The 25,745-nt window shown below is 61.0% G+C and carries 27 protein-coding genes; 16 read left to right on the top strand and 11 right to left on the bottom strand.

Translation table 11 applies throughout. The features are described from left to right. The gene (gene waaA / locus LRL22_RS19450; RefSeq protein ID WP_270906154.1) at positions 1-1,266 is read left to right on the top strand and encodes a lipid IV(A) 3-deoxy-D-manno-octulosonic acid transferase; all 1,266 of its coding nucleotides are present in this window, start codon (positions 1-3) and stop codon (positions 1,264-1,266) included. A gap of 78 nt (positions 1,267-1,344) precedes the next feature. Here the strand turns inward: waaA and LRL22_RS19445 are convergent, their stop codons facing one another. Genes LRL22_RS19445 through LRL22_RS19435 form a run of 3 tightly spaced genes read right to left on the bottom strand, consistent with a single transcriptional unit; the run spans position 1,345 to position 3,422 of the window. Further along, positions 1,345-2,604 carry a PTS ascorbate transporter subunit IIC gene (locus LRL22_RS19445; protein WP_005357405.1) on the bottom strand — a complete coding sequence of 420 codons (1,260 nt, stop codon included), beginning with the start codon at positions 2,602-2,604 and terminating at the stop codon, positions 1,345-1,347. 51 nt (positions 2,605-2,655) lie between these two features. After that, positions 2,656-2,943 carry a PTS sugar transporter subunit IIB gene (locus tag LRL22_RS19440; protein WP_005356014.1) on the bottom strand — a complete coding sequence of 96 codons (288 nt, stop codon included), beginning with the start codon at positions 2,941-2,943 and terminating at the stop codon, positions 2,656-2,658. A gap of 35 nt (positions 2,944-2,978) precedes the next feature. Then, on the bottom strand, positions 2,979-3,422 hold the full coding sequence (locus LRL22_RS19435; protein ID WP_270906153.1) for a PTS sugar transporter subunit IIA: 444 nt from the start codon (positions 3,420-3,422) through the stop codon (positions 2,979-2,981). A gap of 251 nt (positions 3,423-3,673) precedes the next feature. On the opposite strand from LRL22_RS19435, the gene LRL22_RS19430 reads away from it, so the two are divergent. The 4 genes from LRL22_RS19430 to LRL22_RS19415 all read left to right on the top strand — a co-directional run bounded on the left by LRL22_RS19430 (position 3,674) and on the right by LRL22_RS19415 (position 6,379). After that, positions 3,674-4,696 carry a LacI family DNA-binding transcriptional regulator gene (locus tag LRL22_RS19430; protein WP_101531026.1) on the top strand — a complete coding sequence of 341 codons (1,023 nt, stop codon included), beginning with the start codon at positions 3,674-3,676 and terminating at the stop codon, positions 4,694-4,696. 32 nt (positions 4,697-4,728) lie between these two features. Then, entirely contained in the window at positions 4,729-5,709 is a 981-nt protein-coding gene (gene acuI / locus LRL22_RS19425; RefSeq protein ID WP_270906152.1) for an acrylyl-CoA reductase (NADPH), read from the top strand. A 74-nt stretch (positions 5,710-5,783) separates the two neighbouring features. Next, positions 5,784-5,909, top strand: coding sequence for a hypothetical protein (locus LRL22_RS19420; RefSeq protein WP_005339521.1), 126 nt, complete (start codon positions 5,784-5,786; stop codon positions 5,907-5,909). Positions 5,910-6,046: 137 nt separating this feature from the next. After that, complete coding sequence (locus LRL22_RS19415; RefSeq protein ID WP_042054791.1) at positions 6,047-6,379, top strand: DUF2799 domain-containing protein; 333 nt, start codon at positions 6,047-6,049, stop codon at positions 6,377-6,379. A gap of 20 nt (positions 6,380-6,399) precedes the next feature. Here LRL22_RS19415 and LRL22_RS19410 read toward each other — a convergent pair whose 3' ends face one another. Together LRL22_RS19410 and LRL22_RS19405 are read right to left on the bottom strand one after the other, a co-directional pair. Beyond that, positions 6,400-6,564, bottom strand: a complete 165-nt coding sequence (locus LRL22_RS19410; protein ID WP_005339525.1) for a hypothetical protein — start codon at positions 6,562-6,564, stop codon at positions 6,400-6,402. A 112-nt stretch (positions 6,565-6,676) separates the two neighbouring features. Further along, positions 6,677-7,111, bottom strand: a complete 435-nt coding sequence (locus LRL22_RS19405) for a flagellar basal body-associated protein FliL (RefSeq protein WP_005339527.1) — start codon at positions 7,109-7,111, stop codon at positions 6,677-6,679. Between the two features lie 145 nt (positions 7,112-7,256). Here LRL22_RS19405 and LRL22_RS19400 point away from each other — a divergent pair, with 145 nt between their 5' ends. Together LRL22_RS19400 and ubiA are read left to right on the top strand one after the other, a co-directional pair. After that, positions 7,257-7,793 carry a chorismate--pyruvate lyase family protein gene (locus LRL22_RS19400; RefSeq protein ID WP_005339534.1) on the top strand — a complete coding sequence of 179 codons (537 nt, stop codon included), beginning with the start codon at positions 7,257-7,259 and terminating at the stop codon, positions 7,791-7,793. Further along, positions 7,790-8,659, top strand: a complete 870-nt coding sequence (gene ubiA, locus LRL22_RS19395) for a 4-hydroxybenzoate octaprenyltransferase (RefSeq protein WP_005339536.1) — start codon at positions 7,790-7,792, stop codon at positions 8,657-8,659. The genes LRL22_RS19400 and ubiA overlap by 4 nt, the downstream gene beginning before the upstream one ends. A 69-nt stretch (positions 8,660-8,728) precedes the next feature. On the opposite strand, the gene plsB is transcribed toward ubiA, so the two are convergent. Next, entirely contained in the window at positions 8,729-11,152 is a 2,424-nt protein-coding gene (plsB, locus tag LRL22_RS19390) for a glycerol-3-phosphate 1-O-acyltransferase PlsB (protein ID WP_270906151.1), read from the bottom strand. Between the two features lie 204 nt (positions 11,153-11,356). Here plsB and lexA point away from each other — a divergent pair, with 204 nt between their 5' ends. The 4 genes from lexA to dinF all read left to right on the top strand — a co-directional run bounded on the left by lexA (position 11,357) and on the right by dinF (position 14,880). Beyond that, positions 11,357-11,980 (top strand): transcriptional repressor LexA, encoded by a 624-nt coding sequence (gene lexA, locus LRL22_RS19385; protein WP_005339540.1) that lies wholly within the window; start codon positions 11,357-11,359, stop codon positions 11,978-11,980. Between the two features lie 483 nt (positions 11,981-12,463). After that, positions 12,464-12,679, top strand: coding sequence for a hypothetical protein (locus tag LRL22_RS19380; protein ID WP_240337223.1), 216 nt, complete (start codon positions 12,464-12,466; stop codon positions 12,677-12,679). A 210-nt stretch (positions 12,680-12,889) separates the two neighbouring features. Beyond that, positions 12,890-13,516 (top strand): SCO family protein, encoded by a 627-nt coding sequence (locus LRL22_RS19375; RefSeq protein WP_005339543.1) that lies wholly within the window; start codon positions 12,890-12,892, stop codon positions 13,514-13,516. Positions 13,517-13,518: 2 nt separating this feature from the next. After that, positions 13,519-14,880, top strand: a complete 1,362-nt coding sequence (gene dinF / locus LRL22_RS19370) for an MATE family efflux transporter DinF (RefSeq protein ID WP_216979854.1) — start codon at positions 13,519-13,521, stop codon at positions 14,878-14,880. 13 nt (positions 14,881-14,893) lie between these two features. On the opposite strand, the gene trmL is transcribed toward dinF, so the two are convergent. The 3 genes from trmL to LRL22_RS19355 form a co-directional block, all read right to left on the bottom strand. After that, on the bottom strand, positions 14,894-15,358 hold the full coding sequence (gene trmL, locus LRL22_RS19365; protein ID WP_064339004.1) for a tRNA (uridine(34)/cytosine(34)/5-carboxymethylaminomethyluridine(34)-2'-O)-methyltransferase TrmL: 465 nt from the start codon (positions 15,356-15,358) through the stop codon (positions 14,894-14,896). Between the two features lie 74 nt (positions 15,359-15,432). Continuing rightward, positions 15,433-16,803: an ATP-binding protein gene (locus tag LRL22_RS19360; RefSeq protein WP_270906150.1), complete on the bottom strand. Its 1,371-nt coding sequence runs from the start codon at positions 16,801-16,803 to the stop codon at positions 15,433-15,435. Then, positions 16,785-17,480 (bottom strand): response regulator, encoded by a 696-nt coding sequence (locus LRL22_RS19355; RefSeq protein ID WP_236317850.1) that lies wholly within the window; start codon positions 17,478-17,480, stop codon positions 16,785-16,787. Before LRL22_RS19355 ends, LRL22_RS19360 begins: the two co-directional genes overlap by 19 nt. Positions 17,481-17,565: 85 nt before the next feature. On the opposite strand from LRL22_RS19355, the gene fieF reads away from it, so the two are divergent. The 4 genes from fieF to LRL22_RS19335 all read left to right on the top strand — a co-directional run bounded on the left by fieF (position 17,566) and on the right by LRL22_RS19335 (position 21,022). Next, positions 17,566-18,477, top strand: coding sequence for a cation efflux pump FieF (gene fieF, locus LRL22_RS19350; protein ID WP_005339551.1), 912 nt, complete (start codon positions 17,566-17,568; stop codon positions 18,475-18,477). A gap of 8 nt (positions 18,478-18,485) precedes the next feature. Beyond that, positions 18,486-19,265: a serine O-acetyltransferase gene (gene cysE / locus LRL22_RS19345; RefSeq protein ID WP_005339552.1), complete on the top strand. Its 780-nt coding sequence runs from the start codon at positions 18,486-18,488 to the stop codon at positions 19,263-19,265. Between the two features lie 20 nt (positions 19,266-19,285). Continuing rightward, positions 19,286-20,566: a hypothetical protein gene (locus LRL22_RS19340; protein WP_270906149.1), complete on the top strand. Its 1,281-nt coding sequence runs from the start codon at positions 19,286-19,288 to the stop codon at positions 20,564-20,566. Between the two features lie 246 nt (positions 20,567-20,812). Beyond that, positions 20,813-21,022, top strand: coding sequence for a cell division protein ZapB (locus LRL22_RS19335; protein WP_005339554.1), 210 nt, complete (start codon positions 20,813-20,815; stop codon positions 21,020-21,022). Between the two features lie 72 nt (positions 21,023-21,094). On the opposite strand, the gene elbB is transcribed toward LRL22_RS19335, so the two are convergent. Next, positions 21,095-21,745 carry an isoprenoid biosynthesis glyoxalase ElbB gene (gene elbB / locus LRL22_RS19330; protein ID WP_270906148.1) on the bottom strand — a complete coding sequence of 217 codons (651 nt, stop codon included), beginning with the start codon at positions 21,743-21,745 and terminating at the stop codon, positions 21,095-21,097. Positions 21,746-22,145: 400 nt separating this feature from the next. Between elbB and polA the strand changes: the two genes are divergently transcribed. After that, a complete protein-coding gene (gene polA / locus LRL22_RS19325; RefSeq protein WP_270906147.1) occupies positions 22,146-24,911 on the top strand; it encodes a DNA polymerase I in 2,766 nt (921 codons plus the stop codon). Positions 24,912-24,999: 88 nt separating this feature from the next. Here the strand turns inward: polA and LRL22_RS19320 are convergent, their stop codons facing one another. After that, positions 25,000-25,539: a gamma carbonic anhydrase family protein gene (locus LRL22_RS19320; protein ID WP_159164585.1), complete on the bottom strand. Its 540-nt coding sequence runs from the start codon at positions 25,537-25,539 to the stop codon at positions 25,000-25,002. Positions 25,540-25,745: the final 206 nt, after the last annotated feature.

Here is a 25,745-nt window from a genome sequence, read left to right as displayed (position 1 = left end):
ATGCCCTACCGTCTGCTCTACAACCTGCTGATCCATCTGGGATTGCCGCTGGCGCTGCTGGCCCTCTACAAGCCGAAGAAAGGTAAGCCCGGTTTTGGCAAGCGCTGGGCCGAGCATCTCGGGCGGCTGCCCGCCACCGGACAGGAGGCGCCGCTCTGGATCCATGCGGTGAGCGTGGGGGAGACGCTGGCCATCACGCCGCTCATTCGCGCCCTCAAGGCGGAGCGGCCCGATTTGCCGATCCTGCTCACCACCACCACCCGCACCGGCGCCGATCAGGCTGCCAGGCTGGGGGATCTGGTGATCCATCGCTACGCGCCGCTCGACTACCCCTGGGCCATTGCCGCCTTTCTCGACACTTTCAAGCCGCGCGCGCTCTGGGTGATGGAGACCGAGCTGTGGCCGAACTGGCTGGCCGCCTGTGAGGCGCGCCACTTGCCGGTGACCATCATCAATGCCCGCCTCTCCGAGCGATCCTGCCAGCGTTATGCCCGCTTCCACGGCGCCTTCGACGCCCTGAGCCGGCCGCTGACCCATCTGCTCTGCCAGCATCAGGATGATGCCGACCGCTTCGTCCGTCTCGGCATCGGCCGCGAGCGGCTGGCGGTGACCGGCTCCATCAAGTTCGATATCCAGTTTGGTGATGAGGTGCAGGCCAAAGGGCGCGCCCTGCGCCAGCAGCTGGGCGCCGAGCGGCCGGTCTGGATTGCCGCCAGCACCCATCAGGGTGAGGATGAGCAGGTACTGGCCGCCTTCGATCTGTTGCTCAAACGCCATCCCGCGGCGCTGCTCATTCTGGTGCCGCGCCACCCCGAGCGGTTCGATCGGGTAGCCGAGCTGTGCGCCCCTTATGGCTGTGTGCGGCGCACTGATGGTGCTGCGGTGAGTGCAGGGGATAAGGTCTATCTCGGCGATACCATGGGTGAGCTGCCGCTGATGCTGGCGGCGGCCGATGTGGCCTTCGTCGGCGGCAGTCTGGTGAAGATCGGCGGTCACAACCTGCTGGAGCCTGCAGCGCTCGGCAAGCCCTGCCTGACCGGCCCTGCCTACTTCAACTTCAGCGACATCACTCGCCAGCTGGTGGCTCAGGGGGGCGCCGCCATCGTGGCCGATGCCGCCGAGCTGGGCGAGCAGGTGAGCCAGTTGTTTGCCGACGAGAGCACCCGCCGCGAGATGGGCGAGCAGGCCCGCGCCGTGGTGCTGCGCAATCAGGGAGCCCTGGCGCGCACCCTCTCTTATTGCCTCGCCGCGCTGGAGAACGACTGAGTTTCAGCCTTTCATACATCTCAGCCATAAAAAAACGGAGCGCGATGCGCTCCGTTTTGTTTTTGGCAGTGGCCGGGATTAGCGAACGATCAGCCCCAGCAGGATGCCGACCACACCGAAGTCGGAGTCACTGAAGGTGGTGTTGGCGAAGCCGAGGTCGCCCAGCACCGGCAGCAGGAACACCGGCAGAATGGTGAGCAGCAGCAGGCCGTTGGCGAAGGAGCCCAGGATGGCGCCGCGACGACCACCGGTGGCGTTGCCGAAGACCCCGGCAGCGGCGCCGACGAAGAAGTGCGGTACCACGCCCGGGATGATGACGGTCAGGCCCATGGCGTAGAGCAGCGCCATCCCCACCAGACCGGCGGCAAAGCTCGACAGGAAGCCGATCAGCACGGCATTGGGGGCATAGGGGAAGACGATGGGGCAGTCGAGTGCCGGCTTGGCGTTCGGCACCAGCTTGTCGGAGATCCCCTTGAAGGCCGGAACGATCTCGGCGATGACCATCCGCACACCTTGCAGGATGACGTAGACACCGGCGGCGAAGGTGATGGACTGCATCAGGGAGAACATGAACCAGTGCTTGCCCTTGGCGACGCTGGAGACAAACTCGGGGCCGGCGAAGGCGGAGGTCACCAGGAAGATGATGCCCATGGTGAAGGAGATGGCCACCGGGGTATCGCGCAGGAACAGCAGGCTCTTGGGTACCTGCACATCTTCGCAGCTGTGGGCCTTGTTGCCGAACTTGGCGCCGATCAGGGCGGAGAGCACGTAGGAGCAGGTGGAAAAGTGGCCCAGTGCCACGTCATCTGAGCCGGTGATCTGCTTCATGAAGGGGTGGGCGATGGCCGGGAAGAAGACCATGGCGACGCCGACCACCAGACTGCCCACCGCGATCAGCGGCACGCCGCTCATGCCGCCGGCAGAGAGGATCACCGCCACCATCATCGACATGAACAGGGTGTGGTGACCGGTCAGGAAGATGAATTTCCACGGAGTCAGACGGGCGATCAGGATATTCACCAGCATGGCGAAGAACATGATCATCGCCATCTCCTTGCCAAACGAGGTCTGGGCGATGGAGACGATGGCTTCGTTGTTGGGCACAACGCCCTTGATGCCGAAGGCGTGCTGGAAGATAACGGCGAAGTCACCCAGCGAGTTGATCACCAGGGTGGCACCGGCCCCCAGAATGACGAAACCCATGATGGTTTTGACCGTGCCCTTGATGCACTCGGTCACCGGTTTCTTCTGGGCAATCAGGCCGATAAGCGCGATCAGGCCGACCAGCACGGCGGGCTCGGACAGCACGTCAAACATCAGAAAGTTGAAAAATTCCATGGTCAGCTCCTGGCAATGGAAGATGCGGCCCGCAGGCCGCATGGAGGGTCCTTAGAGGGCGCCCAGTTCGCGCAGTGCGGTGGCGAGCTTCTCTTTCATCGCGGCCTTGTCGACCATGTTGTCGAGGGCCACCAGACGGCCGTTGACGCCCATGGATTGCAGCTGCTCGGCGATGTCGCGGGTGGCGACAAAGATCTCGGCGGTTTCACTGCCGGCGGAGGCCAGATCGCGGTGATCCACCTCGGCGGTGACTGCCAGCTCTTTCAGGATGCTCTTGATGCTCATCTCCATCATCAGGCTGGTGCCCAGACCGTGACCGCATACAACCAGAATTTTCATTGTCTCTTCCTCTGTCAGGTGCGCAGTGGCGCAGATCAGTAGCGCGCCAGAATGCGCAGGATGTCGTTTTTGGTATCGGCAGCGATGATGGCCGCCACGTCCTCTTCATTCATAAACAGCTCGGCCAGCTGGGCGATGGTCTCCACGTGGGAGTTGCTGTCGCTGGCGGCCAGGGTGATCAGCAGCCGGATCGGGTCGTTGCCCTCGGAATCGAAGTTGACCCCCTGCTTGATGACGGTCAGCCCCAGACCCAGCCGGTTGACGCCGTCTTCGGGGCGGGCATGGGGCATCGCCAGACCGGGGCCCAGTACGTAGTAGGGGCCGAGCTCTTCATGAGAGCGAAACAGCGCCGCCACGTAGGAGGGTTCGATGGTGCCATTGGCCAGCAAGGGCGCCGTGGCCAGCTCGATGGCGTGGCGCCAGTCGCGGGCGGCGGGTTCGATGCGGATGACATCCTCGGTCAGCAGTTGAGTCAGCATGGTGGTGATCCGGCTAGTTAAGATGGCGCCAATCTATCGATCTTGCGGTGGTGAAACTGTGAGGGTGATCGCGAAAGTTAGCGCTATCAGATAGCGCTAACATCAAACTGTGATAGCGCTATCACTTCACCCATTAACGGGAGTCATCCTGCCCTCATTGTGGGGGAAAGAGAGTAGAATCGGCCTTGAGCAAATGGTCAGTGGCGCTCTTTTGCCTTAAAGTGAGCAGCCGCAAGTCGAGGATGGGATGGATGTCAGAAGCAAAGAAGCGCCGTAGCACGGGTCGGGTGACCCTCAACGATGTGGCCCAGCTGGCTGGTGTGGGGGCCATGACGGTTTCCCGTGCCCTGCGCACGCCGGAGATGGTCTCCGACAGGATGCGCGAGCGCATCGAAGCTGCGGTGGAAGAGCTCGGCTATATCCCCAATCGGGCCGCCGGGGCGTTGGCCTCTGCAACTTCCCAGACCATCGTAGTGATCGTCCCGAGTCTGGCGGAAGCGGGCTGTGGCGAGATGATCGCTGGCCTGCAACAGACCCTGCTTGAGGAGGGGTATCAGATCATGCTGGGGGATGCCCAGCATCTGAAACAGCAGGAAGAGAGCTTGCTGACCAGCTTTTTGCAGCACAATCCGGCGGCGGTGGTGCTGTTTGGTGGCGATCCCGGCGAGACGATCCGTACCCGCCTGAAAGCCTCCCGCCTGCCGGTGGTGGAAGTGGGTGCCATGGCCCGCAGCCCCATCGACATGAACGTGGGGGTCTCCAACTTCGATGCCGGTTATCAGCTCACCCACCACCTTATCGAGCGGGGCTACCGCAATATCGGTTTTCTCTGTGCCCGTCAGGAGCAGTGGATGCTGCAACAGCGGATGCAGGGCTGGCAGAAGGCGCTGCTCGACAACTACCTCTCCCCCGATGCCATCATCAACACCTCGGAGCGGCCCAGCTTCAGCACCGGTGCCACCATGCTGGGTGAATTTCTGCTGCGCTGGCCCGAGCTGGACGCGCTAATCTGCGTTAACGACGAACTGGCGGCCGGGGTACTGTTCGAGTGCCAGCGTCGCCATTTGAATGTGCCGGGAAAACTCGCCATCGCCGGATTTGACGATCTGGATGTGGCGCGCGCCTGTTATCCGACCCTTACTTCGGTCAGGATCCCCTATCGCAAAATGGGGCAGGAGGCTGCCGAGCTGATCCTGCGCCAACTGGCCGGGGAGCCCGTGATGGGCACTGCGCTGGCTCTCGATTTTCAACTGCAAAAGCGTCAAAGCAGCTGATCCCCATTTCACACGTCATCAAAGAGGCAACCATGTTCAAGGCTCTGTTACTGGAAAACCAAGACGGCAAGACTGTTCCGACTCTGACCCGGCTGGCCGAGAGCCAGTTGCCGGAAGGTGAGGTGCGGGTGGCGGTCGCTTACAGCTCCATCAACTACAAGGACGGGCTGGCCATCACCGGCAAGGGCAAGATAGTGCGCCAGTGGCCGCTGGTGCCCGGCATCGACTTCGCCGGTACCGTGCTCGAATCTGCCGACAGCAGCTATCAGACCGGCGACAAGGTGGTGCTGACCGGTTGGGGCGTGGGCGAAGGGCACTGGGGCGGCATGGCCGAACAGGCGCGGGTCAAGGGGGACTGGCTGGTGCCGTTGCCCGCCGGGCTGGATGAACGGCAGGCCATGTGCATCGGTACCGCCGGGCTCACCGCCATGCTCTGTGTGCTGGCGCTGGAAGAGGCGGGCATTACTCCAGATAACGGCGAGGTGCTGGTCACCGGTGCGGCAGGCGGTGTGGGGGCCACCTCGGTTGCCCTGCTGGCGGCCCTTGGCTATCAGGTGGCTGCGCTGACCGGTCGTCCGGAAGAGCAGGGCGCCATGCTGACTGCGCTGGGTGCCAGCCGCATCGTGCCGCGCAGCGAGCTGCTGGTGCCTGCCAAACCGCTGGAGAAGCAGCTGTGGGCCGGTGCCATCGATACCGTCGGCAGTCAGGTGCTGGCCAAGCTGCTGGCCCAGATGAACTATGGCGGCGCCGTGGCGGCCTGTGGGTTGGCGGGCGGCTTTGATCTGCCTACCAGTGTGATGCCCTTCATCCTGCGCAACGTGCGGTTGCAGGGGGTCGATTCGGTGATGTGCCCGTTTGAACGTCGTCAATTGGCATGGCAGCGACTGGCACGGGATCTTCCTGCCAGCTTCTTTGAGCAGGCGGTCACCGAGATTGGGCTGGAGCAGGTAGTGGAGGCCGCCGAGGCCATCACGCAAGGCCAGATCGCCGGTCGCACTCTGGTCAAACTTTGAACTCTCTCTGACTGGCGAGCCCGACAATTCCGGATAAAATTGGAGTGCGGGTGAACTATCCAAGGAGAGTGAAGATGGGTGGACACAAGCCGGATTACGACTCCTCTGATGATGATTGGGAGCCGGATTCCTGGGAAGAAGAGCTGGATCAGTGGGAAGATGAAAGCTGGCAAGATGATGACACTTTCGATGACCAGTGAACCACGGCATTGAACGAACAGGCGGGCTTTGGGCCCGCCTGATTTTTTTGCCGCGCTCACATGGCTGAGCGTTCGTCCTTGGTCAGGGGCGGGGCGCTGGGTAGAATGAACTGCCCAAATGACGCTCAAGGATGACTATGCGACTCTCCATCATATTGTTGGCTGCCCTGCTGGGTGGCTGTGTCTCCAACGATGATCCCTGCGAGAAGGTATGGAGTGAGGTTGGGGAGGCGGATGGCAAGCTGGGCTTCACCACCGAGCGGATCGAGTTCCATCAGGGCCAGTGTGGCAAGAAGGTGGATCCTGAACTGTGGAAGCAGGGACATCAGAAGGGATTGGCATGGTATTGCCGCCCCGAGCACCTCTATCTGGCTGGCCGCTCAGGCGAGGAGTATCGCGGCGTTTGTCCGAATGATACCCAGGCGCGCAGATTGTTCGAACAGGGGCGTCAGGGGTGGACCGATCAATAACGCCCTGACAGGGAGGGGCGTTACTCCTCTTTCAAACGCAGCGGCTGGCAGAGGTAACCCTTGTCATTGGCACTGCGGGCACACTTGCTGCAGACAAACTTGGGTTTGCGGACTATCTTGCGCAACGCCTTGAGATCGGTGGGGATCTCGTGACGGCGCCATTCACACAGGGTTTTGCTGCCCATAACGACTACCTCTACGACTTGACGGCCGTATTGTAATCGATTTTCATTTCGAATAAACCGGCAAAGCTCGCTTATTGGCCGATATGCCAATAAGCGATTGTTTCGGGAGGGATTACTGGTAGAGGAACTTGGTGAAGATAAGCTCGCGCACCGCTTTCTTGCCGGTCTCTTTCACCAGCAGTTCGTTGACGGTTGTCTCGCACTCCTTGCGCAGCTCTTCTCGGTTGGTCAGGGACTTCACTTGATCGGCATTTTTGCTGCCAATCAGACGGATGATGGCATCGCGGATCAGCGGGTCATGCTGCTCCAGCAGCTTGAGGTCGGCTTCGTTTTCCGCCATCAGCTCTACCGTGACCCGGATATAACCGAGGGTTTTGCTATCACTCAGGTAGTTGGTGATGATGTCGGGATCGAGCGCGTGGTAGGAGAAACCGGGCTTGGCAGCCCCCTCTGCGCCCTCGGCGGGCGGCTCATCTTCAGCCAGAGCTTGCTGCTGCAGGGCGCCACAGCTCAGTAACAACACCAGCAGAATTTTGAAGATCTTCATATAGATGGCTCATCAGCAAGAGATAACCCATTTTTGATGTTGCCATCGGGGCCGTCAAGCACGGATGTTCTTACATTTCGCTATTGATTTACGGATAATAAACCGGATTTTAACCTGAACACGGAAATCTCTGGATGGTGAAGCTGTGAAGTCCGAGTTGACTGTTCCCCTCACGCCGTTAAGCGGGTGGCTGGCCCCTGAATGTTGCGAATTGCCCGCCAGCTTGCGCCCCTGGCTGCTGGAGCCCGGCTCCATGACCCGGCGGCTGCGTCAGCACAATCGCCATTTTTCGGTGGAGTGGCTGGGCAATCACCCGGTCGCCCTTACTGCCGATGAGCAGTGGCTGGTGGATTCGGCCTCGCCGGCCGGTACCTGCCGCGAGGTGATCCTGCATGGGGATCGTGGGCCCGCCGTGCTGGGCTGGACCCTGTTTGCCGATGACGCACTGCAAGGGAGCGGCATTGCCGAGCTTGGCGAGCAGCCGCTGGGTGAGCGGGTATTTGGCCATGAGCCTGCCCGCCGCGATCATCTGCAGCTGGCCCGTTTCGATATCGCCGCCAATCCCCGTTGCCCGGCCGCCACTGTCTGGGGGCGTCGTTCCCGTCTGTTTCTGGGGCAGTGGCCACTGCTGGTGCACGAGCTGTTTCTGCCCTCTCTCGTCTGTGACAAGGAGCTGGAGTGAATCTGTTAACCAAGGAGCGGGGACTTGCCTACATGCAGTTGGCCCGCGTCGACAAACCCATAGGCACTCTGCTGCTACTGTGGCCAACCCTGTGGGCGCTCTGGCTGGCCGCCGGTGGCCTGCCCAATCTCTGGGTGCTGACCGTGTTTGTGGTCGGCGTCTTTCTGATGCGCTCGGCAGGGTGCGTGATCAACGACTATGCGGATCGCAACTTCGACGGCCACGTCAAACGCACCGCCGGTCGCCCCTTGCCCACGGGCAGAGTCAAGCCGTGGGAGGTGCTGGCGCTCTTCTTCGTGCTGGCGCTTATTTCGTTTGGTCTGGTGCTGACCATGAATCCGCTCACCATCGGTCTGTCGTTTGTCGCCCTGCTGCTGGCGGTGAGCTACCCCTTCATGAAGCGCTTTATCTCCAACCCCCAGCTGGTGCTCGGGATGGCCTTCTCCTGGTCGATCCCGATGGCCTATGCGGCGCAGGCGGATGCCCTGCCGCTGGTGGCCTGGTTGCTCTTTTTCGCCAACCTGCTCTGGACCGTGGCTTACGACACCCAGTATGCCATGGTGGATCGGGATGATGACCTCAAGATCGGCCTCAAATCCAGCGCCATCCTGTTTGGTCGTTACGACAAGCGGATCATCGGCGCATTGCAACTCTCGACGCTGCTGCTGTTGCTGGCGGTCGGGCAGCTGATGACGCTGGGGGGCTGGTATTACTGGGGATTGCTGGGGGCGGCGGTGCTGTTTGTCTATCAGCAGCGGCTCATTCGCGAGCGGCAGCGGGAAGCCTGCTTCCAGGCGTTTCTCAACAACAACTATGTGGGGGCGCTGGTGTTTGCCGGTCTGGTGCTCGATTACCTGCTGGCGTGACATGTTCCCGCGCAGACTCCGATAAAAAAGAAGGCCGCATGATGCGGCCTTCTTTGTTTGCGTTGCAGATCAGAGCTGATTGCCCGCCTGAATGGTGCGGCGGATCTTGTTGCTCAGCAGCGGCACTATGTTGTCGGCCAGCGCCTGGAAGCGGCCGAGATCCGGCTTGCACTCGGGAGAGAGGTAACCCTCTTTGCGCAAGGTGTGGATCAGGGTGCTGAACAGCTTCTGGTCGAAGAACTCGGGGGCGTTGATGCCGTGCAGGGTGCCGAGGCGCTCTGCCATCATCAGGCCGTCCGCTTCCAGTTGTTCCGCTTCGATATGAGGCTGGGCCAGTACCCGGGTCAGCACGATGGCGTAGCGTTGCAGGGTCTCCTGAATGCTCTCCGCCAGCAGCAGCAGGCGCATCTGGTTGGCCGGATTGACCCAGTAGCCGTCATCGCGGGTCTCGATCAGTTGCTGGGTCTGCAGCGCGTCGAGCAGGCTGTCGACCAGCGCCGGCAGCTCCTCCTCTTCATAACGCAGGAACAGCTCGGTCTTGAGCAGCGGATAGATGTCGATGCAACGAGCCATGATCTCGCTGCGGGAGATCCCCTCGCAGCGTTCGATTAGTGCCGCCACCAGAGAGGGCATGGCGAACAGGTGGAGGATGTTGTTGCGGTAGTAGGTCAGCAGGATCGCCTGATAGCGGTCCAGACTGATGATCTGCCCCAGCTTGTCCTCGCTCACCTCGAACTTGTTGAGCTCCATCGCCTGATCCAGCAGGGTCTTGGCATCCTCATCCGGAATGGTGCTCTGCGGGCTGTAAGGCACCGCTTTGAGCAGATCCAGATAGGTGTTGAGCTGGGCCTGCAATTCGTCGCGGGTCAGGGCGTGGCGCTCGGCGGCCAGCAGCGCCAGCGCGCTCAGGGTCAGGCCGTTGACCGCGGCAGCGCCGTTGATGCGGGTCATCAGCAGTTCGGCCAGATTGTTGACAGTGCCCGCCATCCACTCCGGACGCTCCTCTTCCCCGATGTGCTTTTTCCAGTCGGGGATGTGTTCGCTCAGGTAGCTGTTGAGGATCAGCGGTTCGCCGAAGTTGACGAAACCACGGCCGTAGTTGCGCAGCTTGCGCAGGATGCCGAGCACCTGCAGGAAGCTCTCTTTCTCCTTGCGGCTACCCTTGAGCTCGTTGTGGTAGGTGTTCACCTCCATCACGTGCTCGTAACCCAGATAGACCGGCACCAGAGTGACCGGCCTGTCCAGCCCGCGCATCATCGCCTGCAGGGTCATCGCCAGCATGCCGGTCTTGGGCGGCAGCAGGCGACCGGTACGGGAGCGACCGCCTTCGGTGAAGAACTCTACCGAGTAACCCTTGGCAAACAGCAGGTTGAGGTATTCCCGGAATACCGTGCTGTAGAGCGGGTTGCCCTTGAAGGTGCGGCGAATGAAGAAGGCGCCGCCGTGGCGGAAGATGGGGCCCGCCGGCCAGAAGTTGAGGTTGATGCCTGCCGCGATATGGGGCGGCACCATCCCCTGGTGGTAGATGACGTAGGAGAGCAGCAGGTAGTCCATGTGGCTGCGGTGGCAGGGGACATAGACGATCTCGTGCCCTTCCTGCGCCAGTTGGCGCACCTTCTCGGCGCCATTGACCGACAAACCGCGGTAGAGCTTGTTCCACAGCCAGCCGAGGAAGCTCTCGCCTAGGCGGATCAGCCGGTAGGAGAAGTTGGAGGCGATCTCGTCCATGTAGCCATGGGCGCGCTTTTGCGCCTTCTCGAGGCTGATCCCCTCGCGCTGGGCCTCCTCTTCAATCGCCTGCTGGATCACCGCGGAGTCGAGCAGCTGCTTGAACAGCAGGTTGCGGTTCGGCAGTTTCGGGCCGGTGGCGGCCAGCTGCTGGCGGCTGAAGTGGGTACGGGCCACTCGTGCCAGCTTGTGGGCGATGGCCTCGTCGGTGCCGTGCTTGTCCGCCATATAGCGCAGGGAGAGGGGCGGCGAGAAGCGCACCAGATTCTCGCGACCCTTGAGGATCACGATGAGCGCCTTCTTCAGCCGGTTCGGCGCCAGGCTGCTGATGATGTTGAGGCCGGAGGCTTCTTCCCCTTCCCGACCCGGAGCGCGGCCCCAGAACAGGGTGACGGGCACCACCTGGATATCCAGCTCGGGATCCTGCTTGTGCAGATCCAGCAGCTGGTGGAACTCCTGCAGGAAGGGGAGCGGTTTGCTGCGTTTGCCAAACAGGGGAGGCGGACGGTCCAGACAGACATAGCGCGGCAGCAGCTGGCCGTTGAGCTCCAGCGGCGTGAAGGGGCCGGGCAGACCGAGATCCTCGCAGCACTGCTGCAGGGTCATCAGGTCGGTGATCGAACTGGTTTTCAGGGCATAGACGATGCGTCTGGCCGGATCCAGATTGAGTTCTGTGATGGGATTTTCCGGCAGGCTCTTGTGATTGACCAAGCCGCTGACCGGCCATTGCAAGATGGCTCTGGAAATCTTCTGTCCTAGGGACATGTGCGTCTGCTCTCCAAAAAAATGCGGCGTGAGCATAGCAAATCGACAGCCCCTTGTCGCCGAGAGGTACGATGAGTCGGCTGCGCAGGATCAAAACAGTAGTAAATGAGGGGTTGGTTGCGACAAATGTCAGCTGCGCCTTGCCTTGGCCACTGCACTGTATATACTGCCAGTGTGCTGTATAAAAAGACAGGTGCCAATTCTATGAAACCCCTTACCCCCCGCCAGGCCGAAGTGCTGGAGCTGATCAAGGTGAACATGAGCGAGACTGGCATGCCGCCGACTCGTGCCGAGATTGCCCAGAAGCTTGGTTTCAAGTCGGCCAATGCGGCCGAAGAACATCTGAAGGCCCTGGCCAAAAAAGGGGTCATCGAGATCATGCCGGGCACGTCCCGCGGCATTCGCCTGTTGCTCGAAGAGGAAGAGGTGCTGGAAGAGAGCGGCCTGCCGCTCATCGGCAAGGTTGCCGCCGGTGAACCCATTCTGGCTCAGGAGCATATCGAGAGCCACTATCAGGTTGATCCCGCCCTGTTCCATCCGCGCGCAGATTTTCTGCTGCGGGTGCAGGGGATGAGCATGAAGAACATCGGTATTCTGGATGGCGATCTGCTGGCGGTGCACAAGACCCAGGAGGTGCGCAACGGTCAGGTGGTCGTCGCCCGTCTCGATGAGGATGTCACCGTCAAGCGCTTCCAGCGCAAGGGCAGTCAGGTATGGCTGCTGCCGGAGAATGAAGAGCTCTCCCCCATCGAGGTGGACCTCTCCTGCCAGCAGCTCACCATCGAAGGGCTGGCGGTCGGGGTGATCCGCAACGCCGACTGGATGTAATCATCCCCGCCAACTGCGTTTGTCACACGGCCTCCTTCGGGAGGCCGTGCTGTTTCTGGCGCACTTTCCCTGTCATATCAAACAGATCATCGGCGGCGGCATTTTTGTCCTGCGCGACCGGCTACCAATCATCCATTTCAGATATATGCTCAGATCAGTGCCCTGTCGCCGAGACTGGGCTTGGCGCCTCCCTCTGACCATCGCAATGCGCAGGACGGGAGGGCCGGTAACAACGAGAATCGGGCAGTACACCTTCACGGGATATGAAGGGGGAGTGGGGAGATCCCGAGCCTTATCGGGCAAAGGGGACCACTCGTAATGGTTGCAGATAGTCGTGACGGGCCTGTTCCCAGTTCAGGCCGACGAAGCAACATGACCTGTCGGTCAAGGAGGACTGGTATGGCATCAAGATCGCCATGGGATTCAGAGGCTGGGGCTGCGCCAGCGGAATCGTCAATCACCCGTTTTGTCAAAGGTAGCCGGATGACCTGGTTTTACGGTGTCTGGCTGCACCATCGTGGTTCGCACTGGACGCTCTGGCTAGGATGCCCGAAAGAGAAGGTGGTGCGTCTGGTGCTGCTGTTCAAACGGGGTCACGGCGATCGCCAGGGGGAAGAGGGCTGGCTGGCCCCCGTGATTCCCATCGGCGTGCGGGCCATCGGCAAGATGTTGCAGCAGGGGCGTAACGCTCGCCCCTGAGCAGAAGAGACAAACAAATCCATCCATAACCGGCACCCGAGGGGGCCGGTTTTTTTATGGCCGCAACTGGCGATTAATTATGCCAAATGGTCGACTCCTGACAGGGCGTTGCACAAGATTGAACCACCTTGGCGGCTCGCTGGGGTACAATGCCTCCCTCTTGTCCGGTCACTGCTGGCCATCTGCCTCGAACTGAAAGGGTCTCTTGTTATGATGAAGCTCCGCTATCCCCTGCTCTTTCTGCTGCTGACAGCCTGTCTGATCCTGGTGTTTTACGCCACGCAGCCAGAGCAGCCGGAACAGGCCGATTATTATCCGGCGGGGCGGGACATCAATGATTTTGCCTTTACCGATGCGGACAACCAGCCGTTCACTCCTGCCAACCTGAAGGGGCACTGGACCTTCCTGTTCGTCGGCTACACCTTCTGCCCCGATATCTGCCCCACCACGCTGGCAGATATGCGCTCCGTCTATGACCAGCTGAAGAAGATGGCGCCCGACAGTCAGGTGGTGTTTATCTCGGCGGATCCCCAGCGTGACGATATTCCACGCCTCAAGACCTATACCGCCTTCTTCAATCCCGAATTCAAGGCGGCTACCGCCCCCCACGACAAGCTGTTCCCGTTTGTGCGCAATCTGGGGCTGATCTACTCCATCGCCAATCAGGGGGAGAAGGATTATCTGATCGATCACTCCGCCTCCATCGTGCTCATCAATCCCAAGGGCAAGCTGCAGGCGGTATTCCGCCCGCAGGTGGCGCCGGGTCAGGTGCCCAGGGTGCAGATGGCCACCATGCTCTCTGATTTCGCCCGCATCCTGAAGTTGGCAGGCCACTGAGCGTGACCCCAGCTGTTGCCCCCTGGTGGCGAGATCCCTCTCGCCACCGCGCTGTCTTTGCGCTCGCCCTGCCCATGGTTTTTTCCAATATCACCACCCCCTTGCTGGGGCTGGTGGACACCTGGGTGATCGGTCATCTCGGTCAGGCCTGGTTTCTGGGGGGCGTGTCGGTCGGTGCGACCCTGATCAACCTCATCTTCTGGCTGCTCGGCTTCTTGCGGATGTCGACCACCGGCCTGACGGCGCAGGCGCACGGCGCCGCCGACGGTCGTGCCCAGCTCGATACCCTGCTGCGGGCGCTGGGGCTGGCCATTGCTCTCGGCCTGACGCTGCTGCTGTTGCTCTTCCCGCTGTTGCCACGGCTGATCGCCCTGAGTGGCGGCTCGCCCGAGGTGCAGCTTTATGCGGGCCAATATGTGGCGGTGCGGATCTGGAGCGCCCCGGCGGCGCTCTGCAATCTGGTGATCATGGGCTGGCTGTTGGGGATGCAGGATGCCCGCAGCCCCATGGTGATGCTGATCCTCACCAATCTGGTCAATATGGCGCTCGATGCCCTGTTTGTGCTGGGACTCGGCTGGCAGGTGCGGGGTGTGGCGGCAGCCTCGGTCATGGCGGACTACTGCGCGCTGGCCGTCGGTATCTGGCTGGTACGCCGTCAGCTGGGGCAACTGGCGCCGACGGTGTGGCAGGATGGTTGGCAGCGCTGGCGGCAGCTTGCGCCCATGGTGCGGTTGCTCGGTCTCAACCGCGATATCTTCCTGCGCTCCCTCTGTTTGCAGCTCTGTTTCGCCTTCATGACTCTGCAAGGGGCACGACTGGGGGATGTGGCGGTGGCCGCCAATGCGGTGCTGCTCAACTTCCTGATGCTTATCTCCTACGGACTCGATGGTTTTGCCTATGCGGTGGAGGCCATGGTTGGACGAGCCATCGGTCAGCGGGATCGGCAGAAACTGCGGGAGGCCATCGTGCTCAATCTGGGCTGGGCTGCCCTCATCGCTAGTGGTTTTACCCTGCTGTTTGCCCTCTTTGGTGCCCACCTTATCGGCTATATCACCGACATTCCGGCCGTGGTGGCGGAGGCAAATCGTCAGCTTCCCTGGCTGATCGCCATGCCGTTGCTGGCGGTCTGGTGCTTCCTGCTGGATGGCGTGTTCATCGGGGCGACCCGGGCGCGGGAGATGCGCAACAGCATGTTGCTGGCCGCGTTTGGCGGCTTCTTCCCGATCTGGTGGCTCTGTCAGTCGTGGGGCGTGGCCGCGTTATGGGCGGCGATGGCGGCGCTGATGGTGGGGCGCGGTCTGTCGCTTGGGGTCACTTGCTGGCGGCTGGAGCGCAGCGGGCATCTGCTCGACGCCCGCCACTGATCATCGGTGGCGCTTACATGGCACCGTCGTAGCCGAGCTGGCGCCAGCTCTCGTAGACAAAGACAGACACCGCGTTGGATAGGTTCATGCTGCGGCTCTGGGGCACCATCGGAATGCGCAGCCGCTGCTCGAATGGCAGGCTCTCGATGATCTCGATGGGCAGGCCGCGACTCTCCGGGCCAAACAGCAGGGCGTCGCCAAGGGCATATTGTGCTGCCGAGTGCGCGGTGCGGCCCTTGGTGGTGCAGGCAAACACCCGCTTGGGCGCCACGGTGGCCAGAAAGGCCTCATAGCTCGGCCAGCGCTTCACCTCGGCAAACTCGTGATAGTCGAGTCCCGCCCGCTTTACCCGCTTGTCATCCCACTCAAATCCCAGCGGCTCGATCAGATGGAGCCGGTAACCGGTATTGGCGCAGAGCCGGATGATATTGCCGGTGTTGGGCGGAATTTCCGGCTGGTAGAGGACGATATCGAGCATGACGCGCTCCTGCAAAGAGATGTAAAGGCAAGAAGGGGCGCCAGCATACCCAGCGCCCGTCCGGATGAAAAGGATCAGGCGATGGGCAGCTTGATCGTGATGGTCAGTCCGGTTGGATGATTGCTGCTGGCCGTAATGGTGCCGCCGTGACGCTGGATCGCCTCCGATGCGATAGCCAGTCCCAGCCCGGTGCCACCGGTCTTGGCGTTGCGGGCATCATCGACCCGGAAGAAGGGTTGGAACAGCAATATCTGCTGTTCGTCGGGGACGCCGGGCCCGTCATCACGAATAGTCATCACCCACTCCAGTCCCTCTCGATACCAGTCCACCTTGATGAACTCGCGGGCATATTTGAGGGCATTGCGCAGGGGGTTCTCCACCGCCCGGGCCAGCAGCTCGGGCCACATCTGGATCGACTCTGCGGGCAGTGGCGGCAGTCTGAGCTGTTTGCCGCTCTGGTTTGCCTCGAACATGGCATCTTCGAGGATGGGTTCCAGCAGGTCGGCCAGCGGATGTACCACCGGCGCTTCTACATGCTGCTGCACTCGCGACAGATCCAGCAGATCGCCGATCAGCTTGTCCAGCCGCCCGATCTCCGATTCGATCCGCGCCAGCTCGGCGCTGTCACCCTGCTTGCGGCGGATCAGCGCCTGCGCCAGTTGCATCCGGGTGAGGGGACTGCGCAGCTCGTGGGAGATATCGGAGAGCAGCTGTTTCTGCTTCTGGATCATGCTCTTAAGCGTCTCCACCATACGGCTGACGTTATCCGCCAGCTGGCCGATCTCGTCGCCCCGTCCCAGGTTGGGTATCTGTACCTCCAGATTGCCGGCCGCCAGTTGGGAGACCGACTTCTGCAACTGCAGGATGGGGCGGGTCAGCCGCCAGGCGAGCAGCAGGCAGAGCGGGGTGCTGACCAGCATCGAGATGCCCAGAATGCGGATCGGGTGATCCAGCACCTGAATAAACAGGAACAGGTAGGGATTCTCGGCATTGAGGCCGAAATAGACGTGATAGCGATGACCGTGGTGCTCCATCAGGAAGGGGCCGGCGATCGCCTTGCGATCCTCGTTGCCCAGCATGGGATTGGCCGGGTCATCGGCATCCACCATAAAGCGCACCACGAACTTGCGCGGATGGGTGGTGGACTGGATCTGCCCCTTCTCGTCGCGCAGGTAGACGTTGTCCACCGGCAGCATGGCGATCTTGTCCATCGCCTTGGCCAGATCGAAATCCTGATCCGGCTCGGCGGCGTTGAGCAGGGCCTGCACGTTGTTCTGCATCCGCGCGACTTCGTGGGTCGGCAGCGGGATCTGGTTGCGGGGATCCAGGGTCGGCAGGCTGATCACGGCGGCCAGCATCACCAGCAGCATGAACCAGAACCAGAGAAAGATGTGGGTCGAGATCCCGTTGAGGGAGTTGATGCGCTCTATTCTTGCTCTAGCCACAGGTAACCGCGCCCCCGTACGGTTTTGAAACGGGGCTGGCCATCGATGCGGTCCGGCAGCTTCTTGCGCAGGTTGCTCAGGTGCATGTCGATGGCGCGATCGAAGGGTTCCAGCTTCTTGCCCAGCACCTGCTCGGAGAGGTGGCTCTTGCTGACGATCTGGCCGGGATTGCGCAGCAGGCACTCCAGCAGCCCGAATTCGGTGGCGGTCAGCTCCAGCAGCTGTTCGCCGCAGCGGGCCTGCTGCAGGCCGGGTTGCAGCACGATATCCATGAAGTGCACTTCGTCGGAGGAGTTGCCGCGCTGGGGCGGGGCGCTCTGGGTTCGGCGCAGGATGGCGCGAACCCGGGCCAGCAGCTCCCTGTCATCGAACGGCTTGGCCAGATAGTCGTCGGCGCCCGCTTCCAGACCGTTAACCCGGTCCTGGCTGTCACCGCGCGCGGTCAGCATCAGTACCGGGGTATCGTGGGTCTTGCGCAGCTTGGTCAGCATGGCAAAGCCGTTGAGTTTGGGCATCATTACATCCAGCAACACCAGATCGAAGCTCTGCTCCGCCAGCCGTTGCAGCCCCTCTTCACCATCCTCGGCGACCGTGACCTGAAATCCCTCCAGGGTCAGAATTTCGGTGAGCAGTTGGGTCAATTCAAGATCGTCGTCGACCAGGAGTATTCTGTTCATCTGGTGTTATTCCGCAGATTTTCGCGCCAAACTGACGCCGGGGTCAGGGTATAATAAGTTTTTCATCGCCAGAGGAAAGCCGGTTTTGAGCCATCAACAATATTCCCGTTGGGTGACCTTTGCCAGCATAGCGGCGGTCACCACCGCTACCTTGCTGATCATCGGCAAACTGATCGCCTGGCTGATGACCGACTCGTCGACCCTGCTGGCGTCGCTTACCGACTCCTTCATGGATGTGAGTGCCTCCATCATCAACCTGCTGGCCATTCGCTATGCGCTGGCCCCCGCCGATGACGAGCACCGTTTCGGTCACGGCAAGGCGGAGTCGCTGGCGGGCCTCATCCAGTCGGCCTTTATCTCCGGTTCCGCCTTGCTGCTGGTGATGCACGGCATTTCATCCCTGCTCAATCAGGCGCCTATTCTGCGGCTGGAGGCGGGTCTCTGGGTCAGTGGCGGCTCCATCGTGCTGACCCTGCTGCTGGTCAGCTTCCAGAGTTTCGTTATTCGCAAGACCAACAGCGTGGCCATCAAGGCTGACATGCTGCACTACCGTTCCGATCTGCTGCTCAATGCCGGTGTCTTGTTGGCGCTGGTGCTGGCGGGGCAGGGGTGGTACTGGGCCGACGGCCTGTTTGCCATCCTGATCGGGCTATTCCTGCTGTGGGGGGCGGGACACATCGGCTACGAGTCGGTGCAGGCCCTGCTCGATCGTCAGTTGCCAGCGGAAGAACAAGCGAGAATAATGGCGCTCTGCTGTGCCGTAGAAGGTGTACACGGTGTACATGACCTGCGCACCCGTCAATCCGGGCCGACCCGATTCGTACAGTTGCATCTTGAACTGGATGATCAGATCCCCCTGGTCAAGGCCCATCAGATCGCCGATGAAGCCGAGCTGGCGGTACGCCAGGCATTCGAGCGGATGGATGTCATCATCCACATGGACCCCATCTCGGTGCTGACAAAAGAACAACAGAGCCCTCACCCAGAACAACAGTAGGCTGCAACATGGATGAACTGGTTGCCAAAACCTGGCACAAAATTCAGCAAGAAGCGGAGTGCATGGCGGCCCAGGAGCCGATGCTGGCCAGCTTCTTCCACTCCACCATTCTCAATCACAAGAATCTGCGTTCGGCCCTCAGCTTCCAGCTGGCCAACAAGCTCGACAGCGCCACCATGCCCGCCATCGCCCTGCGCGAGGTGATCGAGCTGGCCCTGCGCAGCGAGCCCGAGCTGCTGACGGTAGTGGCGGCCGACATCTGCGCCGTGCAGGAGCGCGATCCTGCGGTCGATCTCTTTTCCACCCCGCTGCTCTACCTCAAGGGGTTCCATGCCCTGCAGGGGTATCGGGTCGCCAACTGGCTGTGGCGTCAGGGGCGCCGCTCGCTGGCCCTTTATCTGCAAAACCAGATCTCGGTGGTGTTCGGGGTGGATGTGCACCCGGCCGCCCGTATCGGCAAGGGGATCATGTTCGACCACGCCACCGGCATAGTGGTCGGCGAGACAGCGGTGATTGAAGATGATGTCTCCATCCTGCAGAGCGTGACCCTCGGTGGCACCGGCAAGGAGAGCGGCGATCGCCATCCCAAGATCCGCGAAGGGGTGATGATAGGGGCGGGCGCCAAGGTGCTCGGCAATATCGAAGTGGGCGTGGGCGCCAAAATTGGCGCGGGCAGCGTGGTGATCAACCCGGTGCCGCCTCATACCACGGTCGCTGGCGTACCCGCCAAGATCGTCGGCCGTCCGGAGTGCGACAAGCCTTCACTGGATATGGATCAGTGTCTCTGATCTCCCGGCCGGAGTAGTCGATGGCCAAACGTTGGTCGGGTTATCTGATTTTGGGGATGTGGCTGCTCAACCTGCTGCATCTCTATCTGGGGCTCTCCCCCTGGCCTGCGGCCATGGCGGCCTGGGGGGCATCACTGCTCACCTGGCCCTGGCTGGTGGGGGCCGCCAAGCGGCAGGCGCTGGCCCTGTATGGCGCGGCGCTGTTGCTGCTCTTCTTCTCCTGGTGGCAGGGAGCGACCCTCACCGCCGGTGACTGGCTGCTGCCCAACATCAATATGCTCACCATGTTTGCCGCGGTGAGCACCCTCAACCTTGCCACCTCCGGCTTGCTGACCGGCACCACCTCCTGGACCGGACGCAAGGGGCTGTGGAGCACCATGGCCAGCCTCAATCTGCTGGGGGCGGTCATCAACCTCTCGGTGCTCTTTATCATCGGCGATCGGCTGGAGCGCCATGGCACCCTGGAGCGGCGTCAGGTGATGGTACTGAGCCGGATCTTCTGTGCCGCTGCCTTCTGGTCGCCCTTCTTTGTCGCCATGGCGGTAGCGCTCACCTATGCGCCGGGCTTGCAGCTCTCCTATATTTTGCCGTTCGGGATCCTCGCCGCCTTGCTGGCGATGGGGCTGACCGCCTGGCAGGTGGAGCGGATCGGGGTGGCCGACTTTGCCGGTTATCCGCTGCGGCTGCAGACTCTGGGGTTGCCGGTCACGCTGGCGCTGCTGGTGCTGCTCATCAAGCAGATTTGGCCCCAGCTCGGCATTCTGGCGGTGATCGCGCTGGTGGCCCCGCTGCTGGCGCTGCTCTTTATGCCGAGGGCCGGGCGCAAGGCGGCCCTCAAGCGGCAGGTGGTGGAGCGCTTCCCCGCCATCGGCGGTCAGCTGGTGTTGTTTCTGGGGGCCGGTTTGCTGGCGGCAGGCATCAACAGTGCGCTGTCGGTCATTGATCTCGGTGCCGGTCACGGCTTGCCACTGTTCAACCACTTTGGCTGGCTTGAGGCATCCGTCACCCTGCTATTGATTCTGCTGGTGGCCATCGTCGGGGTGCATCCGCTCATCAGTATCTCCGGGTTGGCGCCGCTGCTCTGGCCGCTGGCGCCGGATCCCAGCCTGCTCGGCATGTGTTTCCTTCTGGGATGGGGGCTTGCTACTGGCACCAGTCCGCTCTCCGGATCCAATCTGGCGCTGGCCTCACGCTACAACCTCAGTGCCGGGCTGATCCTGCGCTGGAACCTGCTCTACGGCCTGCTGATGTATGTCGTCGCCTGTCTGTTGCTAGGGGCTTATATCGCCTTGCATGGATAACGGCGATTCCGTCGAGAGGGTGCAAATGATGCGCGGGTGGCGGTGCCTTTTACGTACTGTTCCGAGTGTTGTCGCGGCTCTGGCGCAGGATGCGAGAAAAATAGACGCATATTTAGACAATACATCTATGGAAGGCGCATTTTACAGCGCACTGGCTTGTTTGTGCCGATGCGCTCGGGGTATGCTGGCTTCACGCGCTTGAATCGCCCTCTGTGGGGCATCGCAATTGAACATACAGGTATGCATATGTCACTAGAAGTCCTTGAGCAACTCGAATCCAAAGTACAATCCGCCGTCGACAACATCTCCCTGCTGAAGATGGAGCTGGACGAGCTGAAAGAGCAGAACAGCAAGCTGCAAGACGAGAACCATCAGCTGCGCAACGAGCACACTGCATGGCAGGAGCGTCTGCGTGCCCTGCTGGGCAAAATGGATCAGATGGGCGAAACCATCTAATTCATCGCCTTCAGGCAGAATTGAAAACGGGCCGCTCCATGAGCGGCCCGTCTGTTTTTGGCAGGGAGGGGATTACAGCGTCAGCAGCTGCTTGACTGTCTTCTCGATGCCGTCTGCAGCTTCCACTATGTTGCTGGCCAACATGTAGGCGGGGGTGGAGATCACCTTGCGCTCCTGATCCACCACGAATTCGTTGACCGGGCAGTTGAGATGGCTGCCACCCATCGCCTCGATGGCGTTGGCGGTACCCTCGTCATGGCCGATGGTCGCCAGTGTACCGGCACCATAGATCAGCGGGATCATGGCGGGCGCGATGCAGATATAGGCGGCCGGTTTGTTGGCGTTGGCAAAGCTCTGGCACGCTTTCAGCACATCGGGCTGGATCTGGCACTCGGCCCCTTTGATAGCGAAGTCGCACAGGTTCTTGGCCGCGCCAAAGCCGCCGGGCACCAGCAGCGCGTCGTAATCGGCCGCATCCAGCTCGGCCACATCCTTTATCTGGCCACGGCAGATACGGGCCGCTTCGACCAGCACATTGCGGCTCTCCCCCTCGCTCACTTCACCGGTCAGGTGGTTGATGACATGGAGCTGCGCCACGTTCGGGGCGAAGCACTGGACGGCGGCTCCCTGACGGGCCAACGCCAGCAGGCTGATGACGGCCTCGTGGATTTCGGCCCCGTCAAAGACACCGCAGCCACTCAAAATCACGGCCACTTTTTTCATGGCAAACTCCTCGTTGTTGAAAATGTGAGCCAGGATGGATTGTTGTACTTTTGTATGGTTATCGCTCACCCTCCGCTGGTCAAGTCATCTTGCTGTGCTAGGATTGTTTCGTTTTGGATCCTGCCGTACCTACTCCCTTAAATCTTTTTCCACATTGATCGAGATCATTCTAACTGTCTCGCGATCGGTTTTTACGATCTCAATGCATTGTTTTTAATGGGTTTTTATATTCTTATGCACAGTTTTATCACTGTGCGCTCTGATGCGTCCCATTTTTGAACACAGAGTTATCCACAGACTGAGTCCCTTAATCAGGCGCTGTGTGCTGTTGCTGCGCCCCTTGGTGTGAGGGGGGCCCTGTGGCATCCTAGCGGCTGTTTATCTCTGGCAGGACGATTTCATGGCCCCTAGCAATCCCCTTATTCTGGTCGACGGCTCCTCTTATCTTTACCGCGCCTTCTTCGCCTCCCAGCAGGCTGATCTGCGCACATCGACCGGTTTGCCGAGCGGCGCCGTCCGTGTCATGGCCAACATGATGCGCAGCCTGCGCAAGCAATATCCTGACTGTCATGTGGCCGTGGTGTTTGATGCCAAGGGCAAGACCTTCCGCGACGACATCTATCCCGAGTACAAGGCGACCCGTGCCAGCATGCCGGACGATCTGCGCAGCCAGGTCGCGCCTATCCACCAGATGATCAAGGCGATGGGCTTCCCCTTCCTGATGGTGGAAGGGGTTGAAGCCGACGACGTGATCGGCACCCTGGCCCGCCAGGCGACCGAGAAGCAGCTGCCGGTACTGATCAGCACCGGTGACAAGGATATGGCGCAGCTGGTCTCCGACCATGTCACCCTGATCGACACCATGAAAGATGTGAAGACCGATCGGGAAGGGGTGATCGAGAAGTTTGGCGTACCGCCCGAGCTCATCATCGACTATCTGGCCCTGATGGGTGACAAGGTCGACAACATTCCCGGCATGACCGGTGTCGGCGAGAAGACCGCGCTGGCCCTGCTGCAGGGGATTGGCAGCATCGACGAGATTGCTGCCAACCTCGACAAGGTGGCCGCGCTCGGCTTTCGTGGCTCCAAGGCGTTCGCCGACAAGTTCCGCGAGCAGGAGGAGCAGGTTCGTCTCTCCTATCGACTGGCGACCATCAAGACCGACGTCGAACTGGAACAGAGTCTGGAAGAGCTGCTGCTCAAGCCGGTCGACAAGGAGTCCCTGCTGGCGGTCTATCGCGAATACGAGCTGCGCAACCTGATCAAGGAGCTGGAATCCGGTGGTGAAGAGGGGAGCGAGAGCGCCGGACAGGACGAAGCTGGCGATGAGAGCGCTGCTCCGGTTGCCGCCATCGAAACCGACTACCGCTGCATTCTGGACGAAGCCGAGTTTGACGGCTGGCTGGAACAGTTGAAATCGGCACCGCTGTTTGCCTTCGATACCGAAACCACCAGTCTCGACTATATGGAGGCGCGGATCGTCGGCGTCTCCTTCGCGGTTGAGCCGGGCAAGGCTGCTTATGTGCCGTTTGGCCATGACTATCTGGGGGCGCCGCTACAGCTGAGCGAGGCCGTGGTGTTGGGCAAGCTCAAACCGCTGCTGGAAGATCCGACCCGTCTCAAGGTGGGGCAGAACCTCAAGTACGATCGCAACGTGCTGCTCAACCACGACATCGACCTGCAGGGCATTGCCTACGACACCATGCTCGAGTCCTATGTGCTCAACTCTACCGCCAGCCGTCACGACATGGATTCGCTGGCCAAGCGTTATCTCGGAGTCGAGACCATCTCGTTTGAAGATATCGCAGGCAAAGGGGTGAAACAGCTCACCTTCAACCAGATCGAGCTGGAGCAGGCCGCTCCCTATGCGGCGGAAGATGCTGATATCACTTTGCGCTTGCACCAGATCCTGTGGGGTCAGCTGGAGGCCGTGCCGGGCCTTGCCAAGGTATTCAGCGAGATCGAACTGCCGCTGCTGCCGGTATTGGCGCGGATGGAGTTGCTCGGCACCACCATCGATCCCAAGCTGTTGCACCAGCAGAGCCAGGAGATCGAGCTGCGCTTGGCGGAGCTGGAGAAGCAGGCCCATGAGCTGGCCGGGCAGGAGTTCAACCTCTCCTCGCCCAAGCAGCTGGGGGAGATCCTCTTCACCAAGCTGGGGCTTCCGATCATCAAAAAGACCCCCAAGGGTGCGCCATCCACTGCGGAAGAGGTGCTGGCCGAGCTGGCGGAGACCTATGAGCTGCCGCGCCTTCTGATGGAGCACCGTGGGTTGGCCAAGCTCAAGTCCACCTACACCGACAAGTTGCCGCTGATGATCAAGCCCCGGACCGGTCGGGTACACACCTCCTATCATCAGGCGGTGGCGGCTACGGGCCGTTTGTCATCATCTGATCCCAACCTGCAGAACATCCCGGTGCGCAACGAGCAGGGGCGCCGGATCCGTCAGGCCTTCATCCCGAGCGCCGGTTACAAGCTGGTGGCGGCGGACTACTCCCAGATCGAGCTGCGCATCATGGCGCACCTTTCCGGTGACAAGGGGCTGCTGACCGCCTTTGCCGAGGGCAAGGACATCCACAAGGCGACTGCCGCCGAGGTGTTCGGCGTGGCGCTCGATGCGGTCACCACCGACATGCGCCGCAGCGCCAAGGCGATCAACTTCGGCCTTATCTACGGCATGAGCGCCTTCGGTCTGGCCAAGCAGTTGGGGATCGGTCGTGCCGAAGCGCAGAAGTACATGGATCTCTACTTCGAGCGCTACCCGGGCGTGCTGGAGTATATGGAGCGTACCCGTCAGCAGGCGGAAGCCCAGGGGTATGTCGAGACCCTGTTCGGCCGTCGCCTCTATCTGCCGGATATCAAGTCCCGCAACGCTGGTCTGCGCAAGGCAGCCGAACGGGCCGCCATCAACGCCCCCATGCAGGGTACGGCAGCCGACATCATCAAGCGCGCCATGATCAACGTGGATGGTTGGATCCGCGGGATTGAAGATGAGTCGATCCGCATGCTGATGCAGGTACACGATGAACTGGTGTTCGAGATCCGCGAAGAGAAGCTGGAGGAGTACATCGCCATCATCAAGGAGAAGATGTCTGCCGCAGCCGAATTAGATGTGCCGCTGCTGGTGGAGGCGGGCACCGGTGACAACTGGGATCAGGCTCACTGATTTCCGGTCAGCCGTTCTGCACGGTTATATAGCTATATAAGAAGCGAAGCCCGGCATTATGCCGGGCTTCCTGTTTCTGCCAGCCCTATCAGGTCTCTTGCAGATACTCATCCTTGAGCAGCACATAGTTGTCGGCCGAGGTCTTGAGGAAGGCGATCTCGGCGGGCTTGAGCGGGCGAGCCTGTTTGACGGGATTCCCTATATATAGAAAGCCCGACTCGAGTCGCTTGCCCGGTGGCACCAGCGAACCTGCGCCGATCATCACATCATCTTCAACCACGACGCCATCAAGCAGAATGGCACCCATGCCGACCAGCACCCGGTTGCCGATGGTGCAGCCGTGCAGCATCGCCTTATGGCCGACCGTGACATCCTCACCGATCAGCAGCGGATAGCCGGTCGGGTTGCTGGCGCTCTTGCGAGTCAGGTGCAATACGGTGCCATCCTGAATGTTGCTGCGGGCGCCGATGCGGATATGGTTCACATCCCCCCGTGCCGCCACCATGGGCCAAATGCTGGCGTCGTCGGCCAGCTCGATATCGCCCACCAGTGTCGCGCAGGGATCTACATATACTCCTTTGCCCAGTTGCGGGCGTTTTCCCTTGTAGGGTCTCAGTCGCAAGTCCATCTTGGCCTCCTTGTTTTCGGCCATTCTAGCAACCAGAAGGGTGTTTCTGTGGATAAGTTTGTATAAAAGCTGTGGTTGGATATGAATAACTAAAAAAGTGCTGTTTTTTGCAATTTTATTGCAGATAAGGGGTTGCCAGAAAGAATCTGTTCCCTATAATGCGCCTCCATCGACAGGGCAAGCGGCAACGCAAACAACCTTGTCGA

The sequence above is a fragment of the Aeromonas sp. PI_26 genome (assembly GCF_027854445.1).
GTDB lineage: Bacteria > Pseudomonadota > Gammaproteobacteria > Enterobacterales > Aeromonadaceae > Aeromonas > Aeromonas veronii.
This window is presented reverse-complemented; position numbering and strand designations above follow the sequence as displayed.